Genomic DNA, 21,353 nt, shown 5'->3' with positions numbered 1-21,353 from the left:
GGATGGGGCGGCGGTTCCGGCCGGCGGGTGGGGGACTGCCTGCGGTGATCTCGTCGATCATGGAGCTGGTGCCGATGTAGGCGGGGCAGGGAACCCCGGAGGGATCGCAGGCCGGACACGTTTCGCAGTGTTTCCAGAAGGTCTGCCAGGCCAGCTCGTGGCGCCAGACCGTGGTGATGTCGCCGTTGCGCTGGACGTGGCCGAAGGGGCCGCCGCTGTCGTGCCACTGCCGGGAGGCGGTGGGCGGGGTGAACGCGGTCGGCTCACGGGACGGCCGGGTGCGACGGGACGGGAGGTCGCGGGCGGGCAGCGGGGGAGAGGCTGGCCCGCCGCCCTCGCCGGCGCCGCTGGTGGGTGGCGTCGCGGTGAGGGTGGTGATGTGGTCGGTGAAGTCGGGATCGGGCAGGGGCAGGTCGATGGCGTCACCGGTGTAGGAGAGCGCGGCGGGGACGTAGTCGAGGACGGCGCCGGCCTGGGACAGCCGGGCGAGCAGGCCGGGCATGTCCTCCCCGCCCCGCTCGGTACGCAGGCTGCGCAGAATGCGCAACGTGATGGCGACATCGTCCTGATGAGCCTCGGGGGCGGACGCGGACTGCGGATCGGCACCTGTCTGCCCGTGCCACCAGCACGCCTCGGCCCGCTCGCCGTGAGCGAGGTGCTGTAGATACAGGCAGTAGGTGGCGGTCCTGTCCCCCGCGCCGGCGGCGTACTGCCACCAGAAGCGCGCGGAGTCGTCCTGGCCGGTGAGCTGGAGGATGCAGCCGAGGACCCGGGCCCCGCAGGGCTCCGGCAGAGGGCCGATGAAGCGGCCGAGGTGAGCCATGGCTCCGGTGGCGGTCACCGCGCTCTCGCACAGGGCACGCAGATCCCGCGTCGCACGGGCAACGGTGCCGTCGGCCTGCTCGGGCGCTTCACCGGGCTCTGCCCATCCCTCATTCGCGCCCTGCGGCAGGCTACGGCGGGCGGCGATACGGGCCGCGGCGGCGTCGATGTCCTTCGCGGAGTACGGTTCGTCGACCAGGCGGGCGCGGGCGAGCAACTGGTCAATGCGTGTCATCGGCGTGTCCCTCCTGGGTCAGTCCCAGCGCTTCCCGCAGACGGCGGCGGGCGTACCGGGCGATGGAGCGTACGCCCGCCGGCGTGATGCCCAGCTGGTCCGCCGCCTCGGCCGGGGACAGACCGTAGCTGTAGAGGAGCACGACGACATCCCGCTGCCGTTCGGGCAGGCCGCTGATGGCCTGGTACAGGCTGATGCTCTCCTCCAACTGGCCTATGGGGTCCACCGCCTGACGCAGCGCCGCGGTCTCGAACGCGGTCATGTCGATCAGGGCCTCGCGGCGGCCGCGGGCCCGCGCGGCATCGATCGTGCGGTGCTTCATCACCTGCCAGGCGTACGCGGCCGGGCTTTCCTTGGCCAGCACGTTCGGCCAGGACACCAGCAACTGCTCGAAGGCGCAGTCGACGGCGTCCTCGGCATCGGCGTGGTTCTCCAAGTACATTCGGGCCCACCGGATGTACACCGGCCGGTGCATGCGGTGGAACGCCTCGAAATCCAGCGGAAGGCGCGTCATGGACGTGGCGTCGCGGGGACGTCCGGACAGCTTCCGCGTCACGCGCGCCCGTCCCTGTGCTCACCGCGGCGCAGCTCACGGACACCTGGGCGCGCCCCGGCCGCCGCGGTGCTGCGCACCAGCGCCGGCATGTCGGGGCCTTGTAGTCGTACGGCAACCACCGCAACGATCGCATCGCCAACCAGTTGCAAGGGCACGGGCCTTGCCCCTTCCGTGAATGGGCGGCCTCCGCTGCCGGAGCCCGGAGGGACTACCGCTGCGGACCCTCTGCCCCATATGGCGCCAGGTGAGGGGCTGGTGTGCAACGGAACGAGCGAGAATTTCCACCACACGTACCCGTTCGATTACCTGCCGGCCCACCGGCCGGGTCTCGCGGTGATTCCTTGCCGCGGCGGCGACACCGCCTCCGCCTGGGCTCAGAGCGCCCGCACCGGTCATTGCTCTGCCTCTCACCGGCGACTTGGCACGGCCCTCGCCACCCCTTGAGCAATTCCGAACCGAAAAGCGACTACATGCCCGAATCGAAACCTTCATGGTCGAACATGGAGGCGGTTGCCGAACGCGATTGGCAGTAGCGCGCGTGCTCCGATTGCACTCCGATCGGCATTCTGTCGCTGCTCGTGCCGAAGCGCATCGACAGGGCCGGAAGTCCGGTCAGATTGAACGGGACGGTGGCGGTCTGGATATGCGCCGCGGGCACCGTTTCACCGTTGATGACGAGTTCCGACAGACCGTGCTCGTGTGCGGGGACGGGCAACACGGGGAGAAGCAACGCGTCATAGCGCTGGAAGTACTCGGCGAATCCGTCCCGCAGCCGCTCGATCCCCTGCTCCGCGAGGATGTAGTCGTCCATGGAAGTGTCGGGACCGCGGAGCATCGACTTGGAGATCTTGAACATGTCGCCCTCGTGACCGGCCGTGGCGGCCCGGAAGGCCGGCTTGATCTCCATCACATGCTGCCGGTCGAACAGTTCGAGAGGGTTGTCCCGCTCAAGCGCCGGGATGTGCACGGGCTCGATCACGACTCCGACACTCCGAAGTGCTTCAGCTGCCTTCTGTACGGTCGCGGAGACCTCTGAGTCGATCGGCCCGAGTCCGGAGTCGACCAGCCAACCGACCCGGATCGGTCGATGCGGCGAGGATCCCACTCCCGCGTCGAACTCGCGCGGGGTGGTGGCAAAACCGTCGGCGCCGTCCGGGCCCGCGAGAAGTGAATAGGTCAACGCGATGTCGCGGACCGTGCGTGCCATCGGCGCGACATGCCAGTCACGACGCGGCGCCCTCGGCCGGATTCCCGTCATCGGGATGCGCCCGTGTGTGGGCTTGAGAGCCTGTCCAGAATGCTCTGGCGTGTCTCCACCTTGGTAACCGGCGTGAGGAAAACGTAGCATCGCAGTAGACCAGTCGTCTACGGGTCCCGGATCGCGCGACGCGGCGGCAACCACCGACGGGTTGCGGCACCCCGGGCGCCCGTGACTCCGGCTCGACTGCGCGGCACCGGAACCGGCACGGGAGTGTAGGGAATCGCCGCCGAAGTGGGCACGCGAGTGGGAGGTTCTCACCTCTCTTCTTTCCAGGACCGCACCTAGGGTGACTTGTGGCATCCAGCGGTTGCCACGTCGAAAAGACACTCACGAACGCGCATCCCCCCGTTCCGCCAAGTGGCAGGGCCGGACGGAGGTCTGTCCGAGCCCACGATTCCGGGAGAAGACCCATGCCTGATCAGTCCCGCGTCGCGGTCGTCATGGACGGGCTGATGCAGCCACGGCCGCTCACCATCGCGCACATCCTGGAGCGTGCCGAGCGGCTCTACGCGCACAAGTACGTCTCGACGGCCGGCGCCGAGCGGCTCACGTACGCCGACGTGGCCGACCACGCCCGGCGTCTCGCCACCGCACTGGAATCCCTCGGCGTCCCGGTCGGCGCCCGTGTCGCCACGTTCGCGAGCAACAACCGACGCCACCTTGAGCTCTATCTCGCGGTGCCGGCCACCAAGCGGGTGCTGCACTCGATCAACATCCGGCTCTCCTCGGAGCACCTCGAATACATCGTCAACCACGCCGAGGACGACGTGGTGTTCGTCGATCGCGGGCTGCTCCCGCAGATCTGGCCGAGTGTCGGCCGACTGCCCCGGGTGCGGTACTGGGTGGTGCTGCCCGACGGCAGCGACACGGAGATCCCGGCGGACTCCCGCATCCTGGACTACGACGAACTGATCTCCGGCAGCGGTCCGTTCACGGACTCGTTCGAGGACACCTTCGTACTTGCCGACGAGAACCTGGCCTCCGGGTTGTGCTACACCTCCGGAACGACCGGACCGCCCAAAGGCGTGCTCTACAGCCACCGGTCCACGGTCCTGCATTGCCTGGGGACGCTCGCGGCGGGCCTCATCGGCCTCAGCGAGGGCGACGTCGTGATGCCGATCGTGCCCATGTTCCATGCCAACGCCTGGTGCCTTCCCTACGGCGCGATGATGGCGGGCGCCTCCTTGGTCCTTCCCGGCAAGTCCGCCGAACCGGCCCACCTGGCGCGGCTGATGGAGGCCGAGCGGGTGACTGTCGCCGGCGCCGTTCCCACGGTGTGGACGAGCCTGGTTCCCGTGCTGGGGGCGTACGACCTGAGCGCCATGCGCTTCCTGCTCGGCGGCGGCTCCGCCATTTCTCCGGCGCTGTCCGAGACCTACCGCGCCGCGCTCGGCATACCCATCACCCATTCATGGGGAATGACGGAGGTCAGCCCCGTCGGGTCCATCGGCGGTACGCGCACCCAGCACCGGGACGCGACCGTGGAGGAGCAGGTGGCCGTGCGGGCCGCCCAGGGGCAGCCCCTGCCACTCGTCAACCTGCGGATCGTCGATGTCGAGACAGGCCGGGAGCTGCCGCGCGACGGCCGGGCCGTGGGCGAGTTGCAGGTGGCGGGCCCCTGGGTGGCGGGGGGCTACTTCCGGGTGGACGGGGGCGACAGCTTCACCGACGACGGCTGGCTGCGCACCGGCGACCTGGCCACCATCGACGCCGACGGCTACCTGCGACTCGTGGACCGTATGAAGGACCTGATCAAGTCCGGAGGCGAGTGGATCTCCTCGGTCGAGCTCGAAGCCGCCATCGTCTCGCACCCCGACGTCGTCGAAGTCGCCGTGATCGCCCGCCCGGACCCGCGTTGGACGGAACGCCCCGTCGCCTACGTCGTCCTGCGCGACGGCAGCGACACCACGGCCGAAGAGCTCTGGCAGCACATCACACCGATGGTCGTGAAGTGGTGGCTGCCCGACGAGTTCGTCTTCATGACCACACTGCCCAAGACAGGCACCGGCAAGCTGTCGAAGAGTGCCCTGCGGGATGCGATACGTATCGCCTGAGCCGTAGCCCACGGTCCGGTGCGGTGTCTTACGACGGGGTGGTCACGACCGCTCTGAGCTGGTGCAGCCGAAGCCCGAGCTGCAGTTCCAGGTCGTTCTCCTGGCGCCAGTCGAGGCCGAGGACGTTGCTGGCGCGGTCCAGCCGCTTGAGCAGCGTATTGACGTGGACGTGCAACGCTCGGGCGGTTGCCGCGACGTTGGCGCGGTGGACGTAGTAGGCACCGAGGGTGTCGACGAGATCGGTGCCACGTCGTTGGTCGTAGTCGAGGAGCGGGCCTATGGAGCCCGAGATGAAACGGTCGAGTTCGCGGACCCGTTCGGTGTCGAAGATCATGGCGTAGAGGGCGTAACGACCCGTTGTGGCGCCGAGGTCGGTGTGGCCGATAGCTCGCATCACGGCGCCGCAGCGACTGGCCAGGGAGAAGGCGCGTGACCAGTCGTGATTGACCGCCCGTTCGCCGACAACGATGACAGGTTCACCCAGCGTGCGACGCAGTCGATGGTGGACCTCCTCGACGGTCCGGTCGTCGTCGGCGCTGTGGAGGATCATCGTCGCCCTGCCCAGGTGTTCGCCGGCCAGCCCCGAGCAGTCCCGGGCGATGTCGTGCAGGTGGCGCGAGAGATCGGTTGACGACAACGCGACGGAGTCCACGACGACGACCAGGTCAAGGCGGTCGGCGTCGATGTTGCGGGCCCGGGTGCGGGCGCGCTGGGCAGGACTGATCCCGGGGCTGCCGACCATGAGTTCCGTGAGGAGCTCTCCGCTCAGGCGCTCGCTGGCCTCGGCGACAGCCCGTTCCTTGAGGATGAGCAGTCCCAGGACGTGGGTGGCCCGCTCCAGGGTTCGCAGGTTCATGTCGTCCGGGGCGTCGTGGCCGGCGGGGGCCTCCCGGCTCCACGCCAGTGCGCCGAGGTAACTGTCACCTGCCTGGATCGCGGCCACACTGCGAGCGACTCCTGCGGTGTCGACCGAGGTCGTGCAGCGGCCCGAACGGTGTGCGTCCTTGACGGCATCGGCCAGGTCGGTCCCCGAGGGAGTCCGGCACGGACTCGACGCCGAGTCCCGGCGCACGAGAGCGGCACCGGCCCTGTCGAGGAGTGTGACACTTCCGCCCAGTTGGTCGGCGAGAAGCTGCGCGACATCACCTGGTGTCCCGCCGCCCAGCACCACGCCGGTCAGGGCTTCATGGATCGCTTGCGCTCGTTCCATGACAGCCATGTGTTCCTCGTTCTTACGGTACGCAACCCGCAGTTCCTGCAAGGCGGTTCGGCTCGCCTCGTACAGCCGGGCGTTGTCGAGGGCGACCGCGGCATGGTCGGCGAACGCGATCAGCAGCGCGATCTCGTCGGCCTGGAAGGAACGTTCGGAGCGGTCCGCCGCGAACAGGGCGCCCACCGCTTCACCTCGTATGACCAGTGGCACACCGAGCAGTGCGACGAGTGCCTCGGTGGCGACCAAACGGTCGAAGTTCGGATCGTGGTCGATCAGGGTCGCGGCGGCGTAGTTGCGCACCCAGTGCGGGCTCCGGGAGGCCAGCACCTTGCCTCCGAGCCCCACATCGGCCGGTATGCACGCCGCCAGGAAGGAAGCAGAGATCGTTCCCTCCGACGCCCTGGCCGAAAGTCTGCCGTCCGTACCGACCAGCGAGAGGTAGGTGAAGTCCGTACCGATCAACTCGTGGGCGTGGTGGACGATCGACTGCAGCACCTCGTCGAGCTCGCCCAGTGCGGTGAGCGACTTGGCCGTCGCATACAACGACGCCAGTTCGCGCTGTCGGCGCAGGAGCGCATACGAGTCCACCTCGCCACCGGCGTCGCTGGCCACAGTGCTGTCACTCCCTCAGCATCAGGTGGGAGAAGGACCCACCGAATCGGCGCGAGGTGTGGGTGATGCACACCTGAGCCACAGGCTAACGGCGCCCTACCATAACCGCCATCACCTGCCCGCGTTATCGACAAAGGCGGCATGTATGGCAACCCCGCTCGCTCAACCCGAAGGCCATTCCAGCCACCTTGGCGTCGACGTGTCCCCGACTCGGCGCCGAGCCTTCCGCAAGCTCCTGGCCGCTGGACTCATCGCAAGCTCGCTTGAGTGGTATGACTTCTTCCTTTACGGAACCGCGGCCGCTCTGGTGTTCCCCGACGTGTTCTTTCCGCACTCCTCGGCTCTGACGGGGACCCTCCTCGCCTTCAGCACGTTCTGGGCAGGCTTCGTGGCACGTCCCATCGGCGGGGTGCTCGCCGGGCACTTCGGTGACAAATACGGACGCAAGCCGGTCGTTGTCACCTGCCTTGCACTCATGGGTGCCGCGACCTTCCTGATCGGCTGCCTTCCCAGCGCGGCGACCGTCGGCGCGCTGGCCCCGACACTGCTGGTGACTCTGCGCTTCGTACAAGGGCTCGCGGCCGGCGGCCAGTGGGGCGGCATCATGCTCCTCCTCACCGAGTCCACCGGCCCCAAGCGGCGTGGCTTCGCCGGCACCTTCGGACAGACCAGCGTCCCCGTCGCCGTGATCATCTCGAACCTGATCTTCGTGGCTGCCAGCGGTCTGATGCCGGACGACGCCTTCCTCAGCTGGGGCTGGCGCATCCCCTTCCTGGTCAGCGTCGTGATGTTCCTGGTGGTTCTCTACATCCAGGCCAAGGTGGAGGACACACCGGAGTTCCGCGGGCTGCAGAAGGAGGTGTCGCGGCCGGAGAGCGCGGTGGTCCGGGCCCCGCTGGCACAGGTGGTCCGAAGCAAGTGGGGAACCATCCTTCTCGGCTGCGGGCTCCTCTCGGCCACCAACAGCCTCTTCTACGTCAGTATCTCCGGGCTCCTGAGTTACGGCACCGGCACTCTCGACCTCGACCGCAACCCCCTGCTCGCGGTCGTGCTGGTCAGTAGCGTGGCGATGCTCGTGGTCCTTCCCTTGTCCGGCCACATCTCGGACAAGGTGGGTCGCCGGCCGCTGATCCTGGTCGGGGGTGCGGGAGTTGTCGTCTGGGCCTTCCCGTACTTCCGGCTCGTCGACACCGCGTCGCTGCCGCTGATCTTCGTCGCGGTGACGGTGGGTTTCGTGTTCCAGTGCCTCACCTACGGCCCGATCGCGAGCTTCCTCGGCGAACTCTTCGCGCCCAATGTCCGCTACTCGGGCGCGTCGCTGGCCTACCAGCTCTCCGCGATCGCGGTCAGCGGCGGCACGCCGTTCCTGATGACAGCACTCATCGCAAAGACCGGGAGCACCATGCCGGTGGCCGCCTACATCATGACCATGGGGCTGATCACCTTCGCCAGCGCGTGGTTCCTGCCCGAGACGAACTCCGCGGCGGTCCGCGACGACCCACAGGCAGTCCCGGGCACGCACCTTTATCACTGAGGTGTCCGATGCCGAGAGTAAAGCCAGGACCAGTCAGGCTCAGGACGAAGGCGAGGAGAACGTGGAAACACAACAACACGTGGCTACGCGGTTGAGAGAGGGGGCGGCGTGAGCAGAGCATGGACAGGGAGCGCAGGGAGTGCGAGGACTCGTCGGCTCGCCGTGGTGGCGGCCATGGTCCTGTTGGCGGGCGTGACCCGGTTCCTCGGAGCCGAACCCGCCACCGCGACGGCCGGGACGATCGCGACGACTTCGACCGGGGCCGACCACTCAACGACGGTGCCGGGGTGCGCCGGACTGGAACAGACGAGGATTCCGTCATCGGCCATGAGCCTGCCGACAACCGGCGGTCGCGTCGTGTCGGCCTCGGTCATGACCAGCCTTGTCAGCGGCGAGACGATCAAGTACTGCCAGGTCGACGCCGAGATCCACCCCGTTGATCCGGCCGCGCCCGACATCAGGATGCGTATCGACCTGCCTTACGACTGGAACCGTAAGGCGATGATGTTCGGTGGCGGCGGCTACAACGGCACCATCCCCGACCTGACGGCGAAGGTGCCGTTCGGACCCACGGATCAGCCGACGCCTTTGGCCCGGCGATACGCGACATTCGCCAGCGACTCCGGCCACCGGCAGAGCCCGGACGCCGTTCCGTCACTGGACGGGTCGTTCGGCGTGAACGACGAGGCTCTGAACAACTTCGCTGCCGGTGACGCACTCAAGAAGACGCGCGACGCGAGCCTGTTCCTCATCCGGCACGCCTACGGGACGAAGCCTGCCGAGGTCTACTTCGCAGGAGGCTCGACAGGCGGCCGTGAAGCCCTCAACGTCGCGCAACGGTGGCCGAAGGCGTTCGACGGCGTGATCTCTGCCTTTCCCGCGTGGAACAACCTCAGTGAGGTCCTGGACCTCGGGTACCTGGCTCAAGTCCTGTCCCGGCCCGGTGCTTTCCCCGGACCCGAGAAGCAGACACTCCTCTACGACAGCGTCATCAACGCGTGTGACGGTCTGGACGGTGTCAAGGACAAGGTCGTCTCGAACCCGCGCGGGTGTGACTTCGATCCTCGCGAGCTTCGCTGCGCGGGCGGTGTCGATACCGGTCCGAGTTGTCTGTCGGATCCGCAGATCAAGGCCGTGACCGCCATGTCCTCGCCGTTCAGGTGGCCGTACCGGATCGCCAGTGGCGAGACGCAATACCCAGGCTTCCCGTTCCTCTCGGGCGCGGACATGAGAACCCCGTTCCTCGGCTTCGGCACGACCGCGCCGGCCAATCCCATGCCGGTGACCAGCGGCTATGGGCTGCAGTACTGGGAACAATGGGTCAAGTACTTCCTGACCCGAGACCCTCACCACAACTCGCTCGACGTGGACCCCCGCCATCCCGGGAAGTGGCTGGACCGGATCAGCTACTTGTCCACGGTCCAGGATCGCAACAGCGTGGATCTCCGCCCGTTCGCCCGCGCCGGCGGCAAGCTGATCCTGCTCCACGGCGCCGCGGACGAACTGGTCTCCGTCCGCTCCACAAGTGACTACTACCAGCGAGTGCGCGATGTCGTGGGCCCCCGGGCGACCCATGCGTTCACGCGCTACTACGTCGTGCCCGGGGCCAACCACGCGAACTTCGGCACACCGGCGTTCGCCGCCGGCTGGGACTCGCTCTCCGCGCTGGAGCGCTGGGTCGAAAGGGGACAGCCGCCCACGAACCCGATCGTGGCCGACGCGCACCACGACCGCACCCGTCCGCTGTGTGAATATCCGGACTGGCCCAGGTACCGCACGGGCGATCCGGACAGCGCCGCGAGCTACGTCTGCACACGCTGACGTTCGGAAGCCCGGGGCCGGAAGCTATGTCTGTGCCGAACCCCTGAGTGCGGTGGCAACTTGGGGGTTTCCGGCACATAACAGGATCTAGGAGGCGTTGCTCAGGGCTGGATCGGTGCGCCAGACGGTGGCGAGGTCGGGCAGCGGTACGCCGAGTACCTCGCTGAGCCGGACGATGGTGCCGAACGCGGGCGTCGGCAGCCGGCCGGTCTCGATCTTGCGAAGGGTCTCCGGGGAAATCTCTGCCGCCAAGGCCACTTCGACGGGGCTGCGTCCGGCTCGGGCGGAGCGCAACGCGGCCCCGAGGCGTCGGCCCGCCTCGATCTGTTCGGGGGCGAGCGGGTGACGAACCATGCGCTCATGCTAGAGCCGCAGGTGTCCGGCGGCAACCACCTCACCCTCTGGTATAAATATACCTGTCAGCGCCCAGGGGAATCGAGGATCGCAGTGATCGAGCACAAATCTCCCAGAGACATCGAGCGTATGCACGTCACTGGACAGTTCGTCGGCCAGGTGCTGGCTGAGCTCGCCGACCTCGCCGCAGTAGGGGTCAACCTGCTGGACCTGGAGCATCACGCCCGCCGCCGGATCAAGGAGCGCGGCGCGGAGTCCTGCTACTGGGACTATGAGCCCTCGTTCGGCAAGGGCCCGTTCCGTAACGTGGTGTGCCTCTCGGTCAATGACGCCGTACTGCACGGCCTGCCGCACAGCTACAAGCTGCGTGACGGGGACCTGCTGACCATGGATATGGCGGTGACTGTCGACGGCTGGGCCGCGGACTCGGCCCACTCCGTCGTCGTCGGCACCCCGGCCGCGGAGGACCTGCGGCTCATCGAGGCCACGGAGGTCGCCCTGGAGGCCGCGATCAAGGTCGCTCAGCCGGGCAACAGGATCGGGGACATCTCGGCGGCCATCGGTGCGGTCGCCGCGGAGTACGGCTACCCGGTCAACCTGGAGTTCGGCGGTCACGGTATCGGTCGCACCATGCACGAGGACCTGCACATCCCCAACGACGGCCGTCCTGGCCGCGGTTGGAAGCTGCGTCCCGGTCTGACGATCGCGATCGAGCCCTGGTTCGCCGCCGGCACCAACAAGATCGTCTACGACCCCGACGGCTGGACGATCCGATCGGCCGACGGCTCGCGCACCGCCCACTCCGAGCACACGGTTGCTGTCACCGAGACGGGCCCGCTCGTGCTGACCGGGCGTCCGCAGAGCGGTAAGGGAATGGACGACCAGCGGGAAGGGTCGGCGACCGGACGCTGACGAGGCTTCATCGGCGATGAAGCCGGTCCACGTTTCCCGACGATCGGCGCTGGAGCGGTCAGCGGCCGGGCAGCAACTCCACGAGAAGAGAGGCGATACGGCGCTCGATCTCGTCGCGAATGGGCCTGACCGCCTCAACTCCCTGGTCGGCCGGGTCGTCGAGCGTCCAGTCCAGATACTGCTTGCCGGGGAAAACGGGGCAGGCGTCGCCGCAGCCCATGGTGATGACCACGTCGGATGCCTGAACGGCCGCGGTGGTCAGTACCTTCGGGGTCTGGGCGGAGATGTCGATGCCGATCTCGTTCATCGCCTCGACCACGGCAGGGTTCACCGAGTCCGCCGGGGCGGATCCGGCCGAGCGGACCTCGATGCGGCCTTGGCCGTGGTGGGTGAGGAAGGCGGCGGCCATCTGGGAGCGTCCGGCGTTGTGGACGCACACGAACAGCACCGAGGGCCTCGGCTGGGATTCAGACACGGGCGGAACCTTTCTCGGTAGTCGTAGCTGCGGGGCCAGGGGGAGGGGCAGGCAGGGGCTCGGCGCTGGGAAAGTAGCGGCGGGCGGCGAGAGCGACATGGACCAGGCCGATCAGGACCGGCACTTCGATGAGCGGGCCGACGACACCGGCCAGGGCCTGCCCGGAAGAGGCGCCGAACGTCGCGATGGCGACCGCGATGGCGAGCTCGAAATTGTTGCCCGCAGCCGTGAACGCCAGAGTGGTCGCCCGGGGATGGTTCAGGCCCACCGCCTTGCCGAGGGCCATGGATCCGGCCCACATGACGGCGAAGTACACCAGCAGTGGCAGCGCGATCCGCAGCACGTCCACCGGCTGCGAGGTGATCGCATCGCCTTGCAGGGCGAACAGCACCACGATGGTGAACAGCAGGCCGTACAGGGCGAACGGGCCGATCCGGGGGATCAGTTCCGCCTCGTACCAAGTGCGTCCCTTGGCCTTCTCGCCGAGCTTGCGGGTGAGGAATCCGGCCGTCAGCGGGATACCGAGGAAGATCAGTACGCTGCGGGCGATCTCCCACACCGACACGTCCAGCCCGGTCGTCTCCAGGCCGAGCCAGCCCGGCAGAACGGACAGATAGAACCAGCCCAGCAGGCTGAACGCGATCACCTGGAACACGGAGTTGAGGGCGACCAGAACGGCTGCGGCCTCGCGGTCGCCGCAGGCCAGATCGTTCCAGATGATCACCATGGCGATGCACCGGGCCAGACCGACGATGATCAGTCCCGTCCGGTATTCCGGCAGGTCCGGGAGGAAGACCCAGGCGAGCGCGAACATCAGCGCCGGACCCAGAACCCAGTTCAGGACCAGGGACGGAATCAGCAGGCGTCGGTTGCGGGTGACGGAGTCGAGCCGGTCATAGCGGACCTTGGCCAGCACCGGATACATCATCACCAGCAGGCCCAGCGCGATCGGCAGCGAGACACCGGTGACGGTGACCTCGGCCAGCGCGTCCCCGAGGCCGGGCACAAGACGGCCCAGACCGAGACCGGCAGCCATCGCGATCAGGATCCACACCGCGAGGAACCGGTCCAGGAACGACAGCCGAGCCACCACCGGACCCACGGTGGTCATGGTCACGGTCGTGACCGGGGTCGGGGTCGGGGTCGCATCGCTCACGAGGCGGCGCCGGCCGGCTCGGCGGAAGCCGCCGCGACCACTGATCCCGGGCCGGTGAGGACCGCCGCCAGCTTGTCCGTCGTCTCGGTCAGCGGCCGGTAATACACCCACGTCCCACGGCGTTCGGAGGCGATCAGCCCCGCCTGCTTCAGCAGCTTGAGGTGGTGGGAGATCGTCGGCTGGGACAGATCGAAGGCCGGGGTCAGATCGCAGACGCAGATCTCTCCGCCGGCCCGCGAGGCGATGATCGACAGCAGTCGCAGCCGCACCGGATCACCCAGGGCCTTGAACACTTTGGCCAGATCGACGGCCTGCTCCTCGGACATCGGGGCGCTCAACAGGGTCGGGCAGCATCCCTCGGCGTCCTGGCCGAGCACCACCAGTTCTTGTTTCGACATGCTTCTATATTGACGTTTTTCAATCCAACGCGCAAGCTTGCATCGAGAAACGTCAATGCAGCCTGATCGGAACCCCGCTGAACCCCACTGGGACCACCAGGCCCTGTCATCGAGGAGTGAAGGTCATGACCGAGCAGTCCACCGATCTGCGTGAGACCGTCCGCCGGCGCTATGCCGCGGCTGCCGTCCAGGTCACCGAGGGCGGCACCGCCTGTTGCGGACCGGCCGCGATCGAGGTCGACGAGAACTTCGGCTCCACCCTCTACGCCGCCGAGGAGCGTGACCAGTTGCCCGCCGAGGCCGTCGCCGCGTCCCTGGGCTGCGGCAACCCCACGGCCGTCGCCGAACTCCACGAAGGCGAGCGTGTCCTCGACCTCGGATCCGGCGGAGGCATCGACGTCCTCCTCTCCGCCCGACGCGTCGGCCCCACCGGCAAGGCCTACGGACTCGACATGACCGAGGAAATGCTCGCCCTCGCCGTGGCCAACCAGAAGAAGGCCGGTGCCACCAACGTCGAGTTCCTCAAAGGCACCATCGAGGCCATACCTCTCCCGGCGAACACCATCGACGTCGTGATCTCCAACTGCGTGATCAACCTGTCCACGGACAAGTCCGCGGTCTTCGCCGAGACCTTCCGCGTCCTGGCCCCCGGCGGCCGGATCGGAGTCTCCGACGTCGTCGCCGATGACACCCTCACCCCCGAACAGCGGGCCGAACGCGGCGACTTCGTCGGCTGCATCGCCGGCGCGCTCTCCTTCACCGAATACCGGGCCGGCCTCGAAGCTGCCGGATTCACCGGCATCGAGATCACCCCGACCCACTCCGTCGCCGACGGCATGCACTCGGCCATCGTGCGCGCCACCAAGCCCACTACCGGCGGAGACTCCAGCAGCGAGAACGCGGCCGCCGACCCGGCAACGACGGTCGCCGATGCCAAAAGCGCGTCGGGCTGCGCCTGCAACAACTGAAACCACTCCCGCTTCTGCAGCCCTGGCAGGTCTAAGCTCAGCGGGTGACCTTGGAATGGGAACAGGTAGTTGTCCACTCGGCGGACCCGGTGGCCTTGGGGCAGTGGTGGGCTTCGGCACTCGGTTGGGTTGTGGTCCATTCCTCTGCTGAGGAGTTCGAGATCCGTCCGGAGCCGGATCGCCTGCCGGGGCTGGACTTCGTCCGGCTTGACGAGCGCAAGAAGGCGAAGAGCCGACTGCATCTCGACTTCAGGCCTGATGACCAGGACGCCGAGGTGGCTCGTCTGGTGGCTCATGGCGCACAACGGGTTGACATCGGCCAGGGCGATCAACCGTGGGTTGTATTGGCAGACCCCGAGGGCAACGAGTTCTGCGTCCTGGGCCAGCGACGCCAGTAGGTGACTGGCTCGTGGTGCGGGCCCGTACCTGCACTTTTTTGGTCCCAGGGGCCTGGCTGTGGTGCTCGATAGGTTGTGGGCATGGTTGCGGATGAGGGTATGGCCGGCACACGGACGGACGTTGATGACCGAGGCTGGTCCGACACGCGGGCCTGGGTCGAGGAGCGGGCAGGCGGAGGTGGCCGCGTCGATGCCGTCGAGCGACTGCGCGGTGGTTGGACTTCCGAGATGCGGCGTCTGCGTATCAGCGGAACAGGAGAGCCGCAGTGGCTGGTGCTGAGGTCGTTCGTGAAGCCCTTCTTCGTCCAGCACGCGAAGGGGTTACTCACTCGCGAAGCGGACATCTTGCGCCTGCTCAGCGAGACCGCTGTGCCAGTGGCGGCTTTGCGTGGTGTCGACGCGACAGCGGCGTACTGCGACCACCCGTCGTTGCTGATGTCGCTGCTGCCCGGCAGCGTGCAGCTGGGTGAGGAGGAGGCGGGGCTGCGGGCCGAGCTTCTGGCCCGCCAACTCGTCGGCATTCACCAGGTGCGCGTTCCGCCCGGGGCCAGGCCGCGCGTCTACCAGACCTGGGCCTCGCCCGACCGGGTGCGGCCGCCCGAAGCTACCGAGCGACAGGACTTGTGGCAGCGCGCTGTGGACATCATCCGCCGCGATCCTCCTGACTACCGGCCTTGCTTCCTGCACCGGGATTTCCACCCAGGCAACGTGCTCTTCACCGGGCAGGGCGCCCGTTTGAAGATCACCGGTGTCGTTGACTGGGTGGAGACGTCCTGGGGGCCGGCCGATCTGGATGTGGCGCACTGTTCCACGGCCCTTGCCCTCCTGCACGGCGCCCAGGAGGGAATGCGGCTGGCTGATCGCTATCTGGCTTCCGGGGGCACGTTGAGCGAGGACCCGGCAGCTCACTTGTACTGGCGCGTCCTGGACGCGCTCGCGTTCGCGCCGGATGCCGAGAAGGTCGCGGTGCCCTGGCGGGAGCTGGGGCGCGAAGACCTGACTCCGGTCCTGCTCACACGCAGGCTGGAGGACTACCTTGAGCAGCTCTTCCGCCGCTTCGGCTGAAGGAAAAGGCAAGGAGAGCACTCTCCTTGCCACTCTCAACATATAGCGCGCCGGGGGGCTTGCGGCAAGGCCCGGGTGATGGCGCAGAATCGGCGGCCGATGCCACAACCTGCGGAGATGAGGGCGCGACGTGCGTGTGTTGTTGTCGGCGTATGGGGGAAGCGGTGACGCCGGATCAGTGGCGGGACCGGCAGTGCGGTGGGTGGTAGGCGAGCTCGGCGCAAAGGTGCGGGAGTGCGCGCCGCCCGGGGTGAGGACGCGCTCGACGAGGAGTTCGACAGAGTTGGAGACGGTGGTGCTTCGATCGGCCACCGCAGTGCAGCTGGGCACGGCTGCCTCGGCGGTGTCGCGATGATCGAGCAGTACGTATTGGATCTCCAGGATGTTGACGAGACGCAGGTCGCGGTCGTTGGCGGCAAGGGTGCGCAGCTGGGCGGGCTGTCGCGGATCGAGGGCATCCGCGTGCCGGGTGGTTTTTGCGTGACGACGGACGCCTTCCGGCGCATCATGGCGGAAGTGCCCTCGATCGACGATCAACTCGACCAGCTCGATCAGTTGTCGCGTTCGAACGCGGACGACCGGGAGGCGATCGGCACGCTCAGCGCGCAGATTCGTCGGGCCATCGAAGGGGTTGTCATCCCAGGTGACCTCGCGATGGCGATCACCCGCGCGCTGGCCAGGTCCGGCGAGGACACCGCGTACGCCGTACGGTCCAGCGCGACGGCAGAGGACCTGCCGACGGCCTCCTTCGCCGGCCAGCAGGACACGTACCTGAACGTCGTGGGGCCGGCGGCGGTCCTCCGGCACGTCAGCCGGTGCTGGGCCTCGCTGTTCACCGAGCGGGCCGTGACCTACCGTCGGCGCAACGGCATCGACCACCGTACGGTCCGCATGGCCGTGGTCGTGCAGCAGTTGGTCTTCCCGCATGCGGCCGGCATCCTGTTCACGGCCGACCCCGTCACGGGCAACCGGAAGGTCGCCACCGTGGACGCCGGCTTCGGCCTCGGTGAGGCTCTGGTCTCCGGCCTGGTGAACCCGGACGTCTTCAAGGTGCGACACGGCGAAGTCGTCGCCAAGGCGATCGCCGCCAAACAGCGTGCCATTCACGCCGTGCCGGCCGGCGGTACGCAGGAAGTGGCGATCGACTCGCAGCAGCAGGAGCAGCCCGCGCTGACGGACACGCAGGCCGTGCGGCTCGTGCGACTCGGGCGGCGGATCGAAGCGCACTTCGGCCGCCCGCAGGACATCGAATGGTGCCTGGTCGACGATGACTTCCAGATCGTTCAGAGCCGGCCGATCACGACACTGTTCCCCGTTCCCGTACCCGGCCCCGACCTCCTCCCCGTCTCCGAGACCGAGACCGTCGCCGAGACCGGCGACCAGGAGAATCACGTCTACGTCTCCGTCGGTCATCAGCAGATGATGACCGACCCCATGAAGCCCCTGGGCTTCTCCATGTGGCAGCTGACGGCGATGGTGCCGATGCACGAGGCCGGCGGGAGGCTGTTCGTCGACGTCACCCGGCGTCTGGCCTCGCCCGCGAGCCGCGCCGGCCTCCTGGACGTCATGGGGAGAGGCGACCCACTGACCAGGGACGCTCTGGAGACCGTCCTCGACCGCGACGATTTCGTCCTGCCGCTCCCGCCGCTCGCCCCGCTCCCGTCACTTCCGGGTGCGGGTCCCGGCAGGACGCCGGCCGGCGCCGCGTCCGCCCCGATCGAGACCGACCCGGCCATCGTCACCGAGCTGATCGAGCGCAGCCAGACGTCCGTCGCCGCCCTACGGCGCGACATTCGGACGAAGACCGGACCGGCACTGTTCGACTTCCTGCTGGAGGCCTTCGAGGAGCACAAGCGAGTGCTCGGTGATCCGCTGAACGTTCAGGTGATCATGGCGGGGATGGAGGCCACCTGGTGGCTCAACGACAAGCTGCGGGAATGGCTGGGTGAGAAGAACGCGGCTGACACGTTGACGCTGTCCGCCCCCGACAACGTCACCTCCCAGATGGGCCTGGCACTGCTGGACGTCGCGGACGTGATCCGCCCGCAGCCGGAGGTGGTGGCGTTCCTCCAGGGCGTCGAGGGAGACGAGGGCTTTCTGGACGAGTTGGCGAAGCTCGCGGGCGGGACCGAAGCGCGCGACGCCATAGAGACCTACCTCGACCGGTACGGCATGCGCTGCGCCGGCGAGATCGACATCACGAGGCCGCGGTGGCGCGAGCGTCCCACCACGCTCGTGCCCGCGATCCTCGACAACGTCAGGAACTTCGAACCGGGCGCCGCCGAGCGTCACTTCGAGCAAGGGCGGCAGAAGGCGCAGAGGAAGGAACAGGACGTACTGTCACGCCTGCGGGCCCTGCCGGACGGGGACGAGAAAGCCGACGAGACCAAGCGGATGATCGACCGGGTCAGAACCTTCATCGGGTACCGGGAGTACCCGAAGTACGGCATCGTCAGCCGCTACTTCGTCTACAAGCAGGCCTTGCTGGCAGAGGCCGAGCGTCTCGTGCGGGCCGACGTGCTTCCTGAAAGGAGGACATCTTCTACCTCACGTTCCAGGAACTCCATGACGTCGTGCGCTCGCACCAGGTGGATGACCAGCTCGTCCAGCAGCGCAAGGACGCGTTCCGGTCGTACCACGCGCTCACACCACCCCGGGTGCTCACATCGGACGGCGAGGCCGTCACCGGGGCGTACCGGCGTGACGACGTGCCGGCCGGCGCCCTGGTCGGCCTGCCGGTCTCCGCCGGGACCATCGAGGGGAGGGCCCGCGTCATCCTTGACATGGCGGAGGCCGATCTCGAAGCGGGCGACATCCTGGTCACGACCTTCACGGACCCCAGTTGGTCGCCGCTGTTCGTCGGAATCGCGGGCCTGGTGACGGAGGTGGGCGGTCTGATGACCCATGGCGCGGTGATCGCCCGCGAGTACGGCTTGCCGGCCGTCGTGGGTGTGGAGCAGGCCACCCGGCTGATCCGGGACGGGCAGCGGATCCGCGTGCACGGAACCGACGGGTACATCGAGATCCTGCCTTGACCGACCGACCGACCGACCGACCGACCGACCGCACCGCCCGCGCCCACATCCCCGTGACGGCCGGATGAGAAGCGGGCGCGGCAGCCCTCAAGCGAAGGGAACCTCCCCATGCCTCACCCCCTCAGCCCGGTGCCCACCGCCGACCTCGTCGACCGGTACGGCACCCAACTGCGCGTCTGCGACCTGCAGTTCCGCCAGTTCGGCGGCCACCGGGGCTTCGCCGGGCCCGTCCGCACCGTCTCCTGCCACGAGGACAACGGACTGCTGCGCGACCTGCTGCACACGTCCGGCGACGGCCAGGTCCTGGTCGTCGACGGAGGCGGCTCCCTGCGCACCGCCCTGGTCGGCGACCTCATCGCCGGTGCCGCCCAGGACAACGGCTGGGCCGGCCTGGTCCTGCACGGCGCCGTCCGCGACAGCGCCGCCCTCTCCAGACTCCGGCTCGGTATCAAGGCGTTGGGCACCATCCCCCGCAAGAGTGCCAAGAACAGCGTCGGAGCCGTCGACGTCCCCGTCACCTTCGGCGGTCTCACCTTCCGCCCCGGCGACATCCTGCACGCCGACGACGACGGCATCGCTCTCCTCCCCGAGAACACGTGACCACACGGCGCGGGGAAACCGGAACGGCCCGACCGGACGGAAGGGGCGGAAGGGATGCAAGGGACGGAAGAACTCCAGCGGCAGGTCGTCAGGCTGCCTTGCTCACCGAAGCTGGACCTGATCCTGGGGGACATCGTTGAAGAGGTCGATGAATCCGTGCGGTGCGCGGTCGCCGAGGCAGAGGTCCAGCATTTCGTGCGCGTCCGCGTAGAACGTTTCGGTGCGCGGGAACAGCGCCCCTTCGTAGGCAGTGAGCGCCGCCTCGAAGTCATCGGGGTGCGCGGCTATCGCCTTACCGAGTTCGGCGCCGTCGAACATCGCCAGGTTCGCGCCGTCACCGGACGGCGGCATCAGATGCGCGGCATCGCCCAGGAGCGTCACCCCGGGCACGCGTTCCCATCGGTGTCCGTCCGGGAGCGTGTGGATCATGCGTGCGACCGGAGCGGTCTCGCCGTCGGTGATCAGCGCGGTGAGTTCCGGAGCCCATCCGTCGAACTCGGCCGCGACCCGGGCGGTCGCGGCAGCGGGGTCGGTGAAGTCGATGCCGGCGATCCACTCGGCGGAGCGGTTCAGTTCGACGTAGGTGTGGAGGACGTTCCCCGCCTCGCGGTGCGCGATGATCCCCTTTCCCGGGGACAGCGCGTACATCGCGCCGACACCGACCGCCTCGGCCGTCGCGGTGTGCCGCTCGTCGGCGTCGTACAGGTAGGTGTCGATGAACGTCGTGCCGGTGTACCGGGGCTCGGCGTCGGAGAGCAGCGGGCGGACCCTCGACCAGGCGCCGTCGGCACCGACGAGGAGACCGCTGGTCACGGTCGAGCCGTCGGTGAAGGTCAGCTCGTGCCGGCCGTCGCCGAGGGGCCGGACGCCGGTGACCTTGTGGTTCCACCGGACCGTCCGGTCGGGCAGGGAGTCGAGCAGAATCCGGCGCAGGTCTCCGCGGAGCACTTCGGGGCGCCGCGCCTTGCCGTCGTCGGGGGCGTCGAACAGCAGCTTGGCGTGCTGGTCGAGTACGCGCGACGCCTCAGCGCCTTCGTGGATGATCGCGCGGAACTCGTCGGTGAGGCCGGCGTCGGCGAGCGCCCGCTGCCCGTCGTCCTCGTGGATGTCGAGCTGGCCGCCCTGCGTACGGGACTCTGCCGAGGGGTCGGCCTCGTAGACCGTCGCGGGGATGCCGTGGACGTGCAGGACACGGGCGAGGGTCAGGCCTCCCAGGCCGGCGCCGACGATGGCGATCGGGTGGTTGCTGGTGTTCATGGGCTTCCTCGTTTCTGTGCGGACGAAGCGCCGGACGGGGCCTGGCCGACCCCAATATGGTTCGGTGTTCCATTAGGAATATGGAACACCGGACCAGGATGTGTCAAAATGAGGTCATGCAGCGGACACGAGGAAGAGCACCCACCGGGGGGCGCGCCGGCGCCCTGTCGCGAGAAGTGATCGTCGGCGCGGCCGTCGCGCTGCTGGACGAGCGCGGCGAGCGTGGACTCACCTTCAGGCTGCTGGCCAAGCAGCTGAACACCGGACCTGGGGCGCTGTACTGGCACGTGACGAACAAGGACGAGCTGGTCGCCCTGGCCGCCGATCAGGTGCTCGGCGACGCCCTCGCCGCGGCCCCGCGCCCCGAGGAAGGCGCCGCCGCCGGGTCAGGGCTGCGCGTGCTCGCCACCGCCGTCTTCGACGCCCTTGACCGGCATCCGTGGGCGGCGTCCCACGTCAACGCGCCGGCCACGCGGGAGAACGCACTGCGCCTGCTCGACCGTATCGGCACCCTTGTCGCCCGAACCGGGCTGCCCGCCGAACGGCATTTCGCGATCTCCACCGCGATTTCCTACTACATCACCGGCGTCAGCGCCCAGATCGTCGCCCCCCGCGCCCCGGACGCCC

General features: G+C 68.2%; 18 protein-coding genes and 1 pseudogene. 10 read left to right on the top strand and 9 right to left on the bottom strand.

The genetic code is table 11. The features are described from left to right. From AOK01_RS30985 to AOK01_RS30975, 3 genes are all read right to left on the bottom strand, one after another. The coding region (locus AOK01_RS30985; protein ID WP_055517468.1) for a hypothetical protein at positions 1-1,057 on the bottom strand (1,057 nt) is incomplete at its 3' end. After that, positions 1,044-1,613: a sigma-70 family RNA polymerase sigma factor gene (locus AOK01_RS30980; RefSeq protein ID WP_342671077.1), complete on the bottom strand. Its 570-nt coding sequence runs from the start codon at positions 1,611-1,613 to the stop codon at positions 1,044-1,046. The genes AOK01_RS30980 and AOK01_RS30985, both read right to left, overlap by 14 nt. 466 nt (positions 1,614-2,079) lie before the next feature. Continuing rightward, positions 2,080-2,961, bottom strand: coding sequence for an amidase family protein (locus AOK01_RS30975; RefSeq protein WP_281181459.1), 882 nt, complete (start codon positions 2,959-2,961; stop codon positions 2,080-2,082). A gap of 323 nt (positions 2,962-3,284) precedes the next feature. Between AOK01_RS30975 and AOK01_RS30970 the strand changes: the two genes are divergently transcribed. After that, positions 3,285-4,928 (top strand): long-chain fatty acid--CoA ligase, encoded by a 1,644-nt coding sequence (locus AOK01_RS30970; protein ID WP_245702488.1) that lies wholly within the window; start codon positions 3,285-3,287, stop codon positions 4,926-4,928. A gap of 28 nt (positions 4,929-4,956) precedes the next feature. On the opposite strand, the gene AOK01_RS30965 is transcribed toward AOK01_RS30970, so the two are convergent. Then, a complete protein-coding gene (locus AOK01_RS30965) occupies positions 4,957-6,753 on the bottom strand; it encodes a helix-turn-helix domain-containing protein (RefSeq protein WP_169800166.1) in 1,797 nt (598 codons plus the stop codon). 58 nt (positions 6,754-6,811) lie between these two features. On the opposite strand from AOK01_RS30965, the gene AOK01_RS30960 reads away from it, so the two are divergent. Next, a complete protein-coding gene (locus tag AOK01_RS30960; protein WP_245702487.1) occupies positions 6,812-8,287 on the top strand; it encodes an MFS transporter in 1,476 nt (491 codons plus the stop codon). A gap of 174 nt (positions 8,288-8,461) precedes the next feature. Next, on the top strand, positions 8,462-10,108 hold the full coding sequence (locus AOK01_RS30955) for a tannase/feruloyl esterase family alpha/beta hydrolase (protein WP_079103901.1): 1,647 nt from the start codon (positions 8,462-8,464) through the stop codon (positions 10,106-10,108). 87 nt (positions 10,109-10,195) lie between these two features. Here the strand turns inward: AOK01_RS30955 and AOK01_RS30950 are convergent, their stop codons facing one another. After that, positions 10,196-10,462 (bottom strand): helix-turn-helix transcriptional regulator, encoded by a 267-nt coding sequence (locus AOK01_RS30950; RefSeq protein WP_055517461.1) that lies wholly within the window; start codon positions 10,460-10,462, stop codon positions 10,196-10,198. A gap of 93 nt (positions 10,463-10,555) precedes the next feature. On the opposite strand from AOK01_RS30950, the gene map reads away from it, so the two are divergent. Continuing rightward, positions 10,556-11,374, top strand: coding sequence for a type I methionyl aminopeptidase (gene map, locus AOK01_RS30945; RefSeq protein WP_055517460.1), 819 nt, complete (start codon positions 10,556-10,558; stop codon positions 11,372-11,374). 58 nt (positions 11,375-11,432) lie between these two features. On the opposite strand, the gene AOK01_RS30940 is transcribed toward map, so the two are convergent. From AOK01_RS30940 to AOK01_RS30930, 3 genes are read right to left on the bottom strand one after another with little or no spacing between them, the layout of a single operon-like run. Beyond that, positions 11,433-11,849 (bottom strand): arsenate reductase ArsC, encoded by a 417-nt coding sequence (locus AOK01_RS30940; protein ID WP_055517458.1) that lies wholly within the window; start codon positions 11,847-11,849, stop codon positions 11,433-11,435. Next, positions 11,842-12,960, bottom strand: coding sequence for an ACR3 family arsenite efflux transporter (arsB, locus tag AOK01_RS30935; protein ID WP_055517471.1), 1,119 nt, complete (start codon positions 12,958-12,960; stop codon positions 11,842-11,844). Before arsB ends, AOK01_RS30940 begins: the two co-directional genes overlap by 8 nt. 41 nt (positions 12,961-13,001) lie before the next feature. Then, positions 13,002-13,403: an ArsR/SmtB family transcription factor gene (locus AOK01_RS30930; RefSeq protein ID WP_055517456.1), complete on the bottom strand. Its 402-nt coding sequence runs from the start codon at positions 13,401-13,403 to the stop codon at positions 13,002-13,004. A gap of 125 nt (positions 13,404-13,528) precedes the next feature. On the opposite strand from AOK01_RS30930, the gene arsM reads away from it, so the two are divergent. The 5 genes and pseudogenes from arsM (at position 13,529) to rraA (ending at position 19,469) form a co-directional block, all read left to right on the top strand. Continuing rightward, positions 13,529-14,371: an arsenite methyltransferase gene (gene arsM, locus AOK01_RS30925; RefSeq protein WP_055517454.1), complete on the top strand. Its 843-nt coding sequence runs from the start codon at positions 13,529-13,531 to the stop codon at positions 14,369-14,371. Positions 14,372-14,415: 44 nt separating this feature from the next. Next, the gene (locus tag AOK01_RS30920; protein WP_055517453.1) at positions 14,416-14,769 is read left to right on the top strand and encodes a VOC family protein; all 354 of its coding nucleotides are present in this window, start codon (positions 14,416-14,418) and stop codon (positions 14,767-14,769) included. Positions 14,770-14,850: 81 nt separating this feature from the next. Next, positions 14,851-15,834 carry a phosphotransferase family protein gene (locus tag AOK01_RS30915; RefSeq protein WP_055517469.1) on the top strand — a complete coding sequence of 328 codons (984 nt, stop codon included), beginning with the start codon at positions 14,851-14,853 and terminating at the stop codon, positions 15,832-15,834. Positions 15,835-16,185: 351 nt separating this feature from the next. Further along, a pseudogene (rph, locus tag AOK01_RS30910) lies at positions 16,186-18,869 on the top strand (rifamycin-inactivating phosphotransferase). Positions 18,870-18,977: 108 nt separating this feature from the next. Then, the gene (gene rraA / locus AOK01_RS30905; protein WP_055517451.1) at positions 18,978-19,469 is read left to right on the top strand and encodes a ribonuclease E activity regulator RraA; all 492 of its coding nucleotides are present in this window, start codon (positions 18,978-18,980) and stop codon (positions 19,467-19,469) included. A gap of 102 nt (positions 19,470-19,571) precedes the next feature. Here rraA and AOK01_RS30900 read toward each other — a convergent pair whose 3' ends face one another. Further along, positions 19,572-20,726 carry an FAD-dependent oxidoreductase gene (locus AOK01_RS30900; protein WP_055517449.1) on the bottom strand — a complete coding sequence of 385 codons (1,155 nt, stop codon included), beginning with the start codon at positions 20,724-20,726 and terminating at the stop codon, positions 19,572-19,574. A 116-nt stretch (positions 20,727-20,842) separates the two neighbouring features. On the opposite strand from AOK01_RS30900, the gene AOK01_RS30895 reads away from it, so the two are divergent. Further along, on the top strand, positions 20,843-21,353 hold a 511-nt coding region (locus tag AOK01_RS30895; protein ID WP_213862174.1), incomplete at its 3' end, for a TetR/AcrR family transcriptional regulator.

This window comes from Streptomyces aurantiacus (genome assembly GCF_001418335.1).
Lineage (GTDB): Bacteria > Actinomycetota > Actinomycetes > Streptomycetales > Streptomycetaceae > Streptomyces > Streptomyces aurantiacus.
Note: the sequence above shows the minus strand (reverse complement) of the source record. Positions and strands in the feature narration are given on the sequence as shown.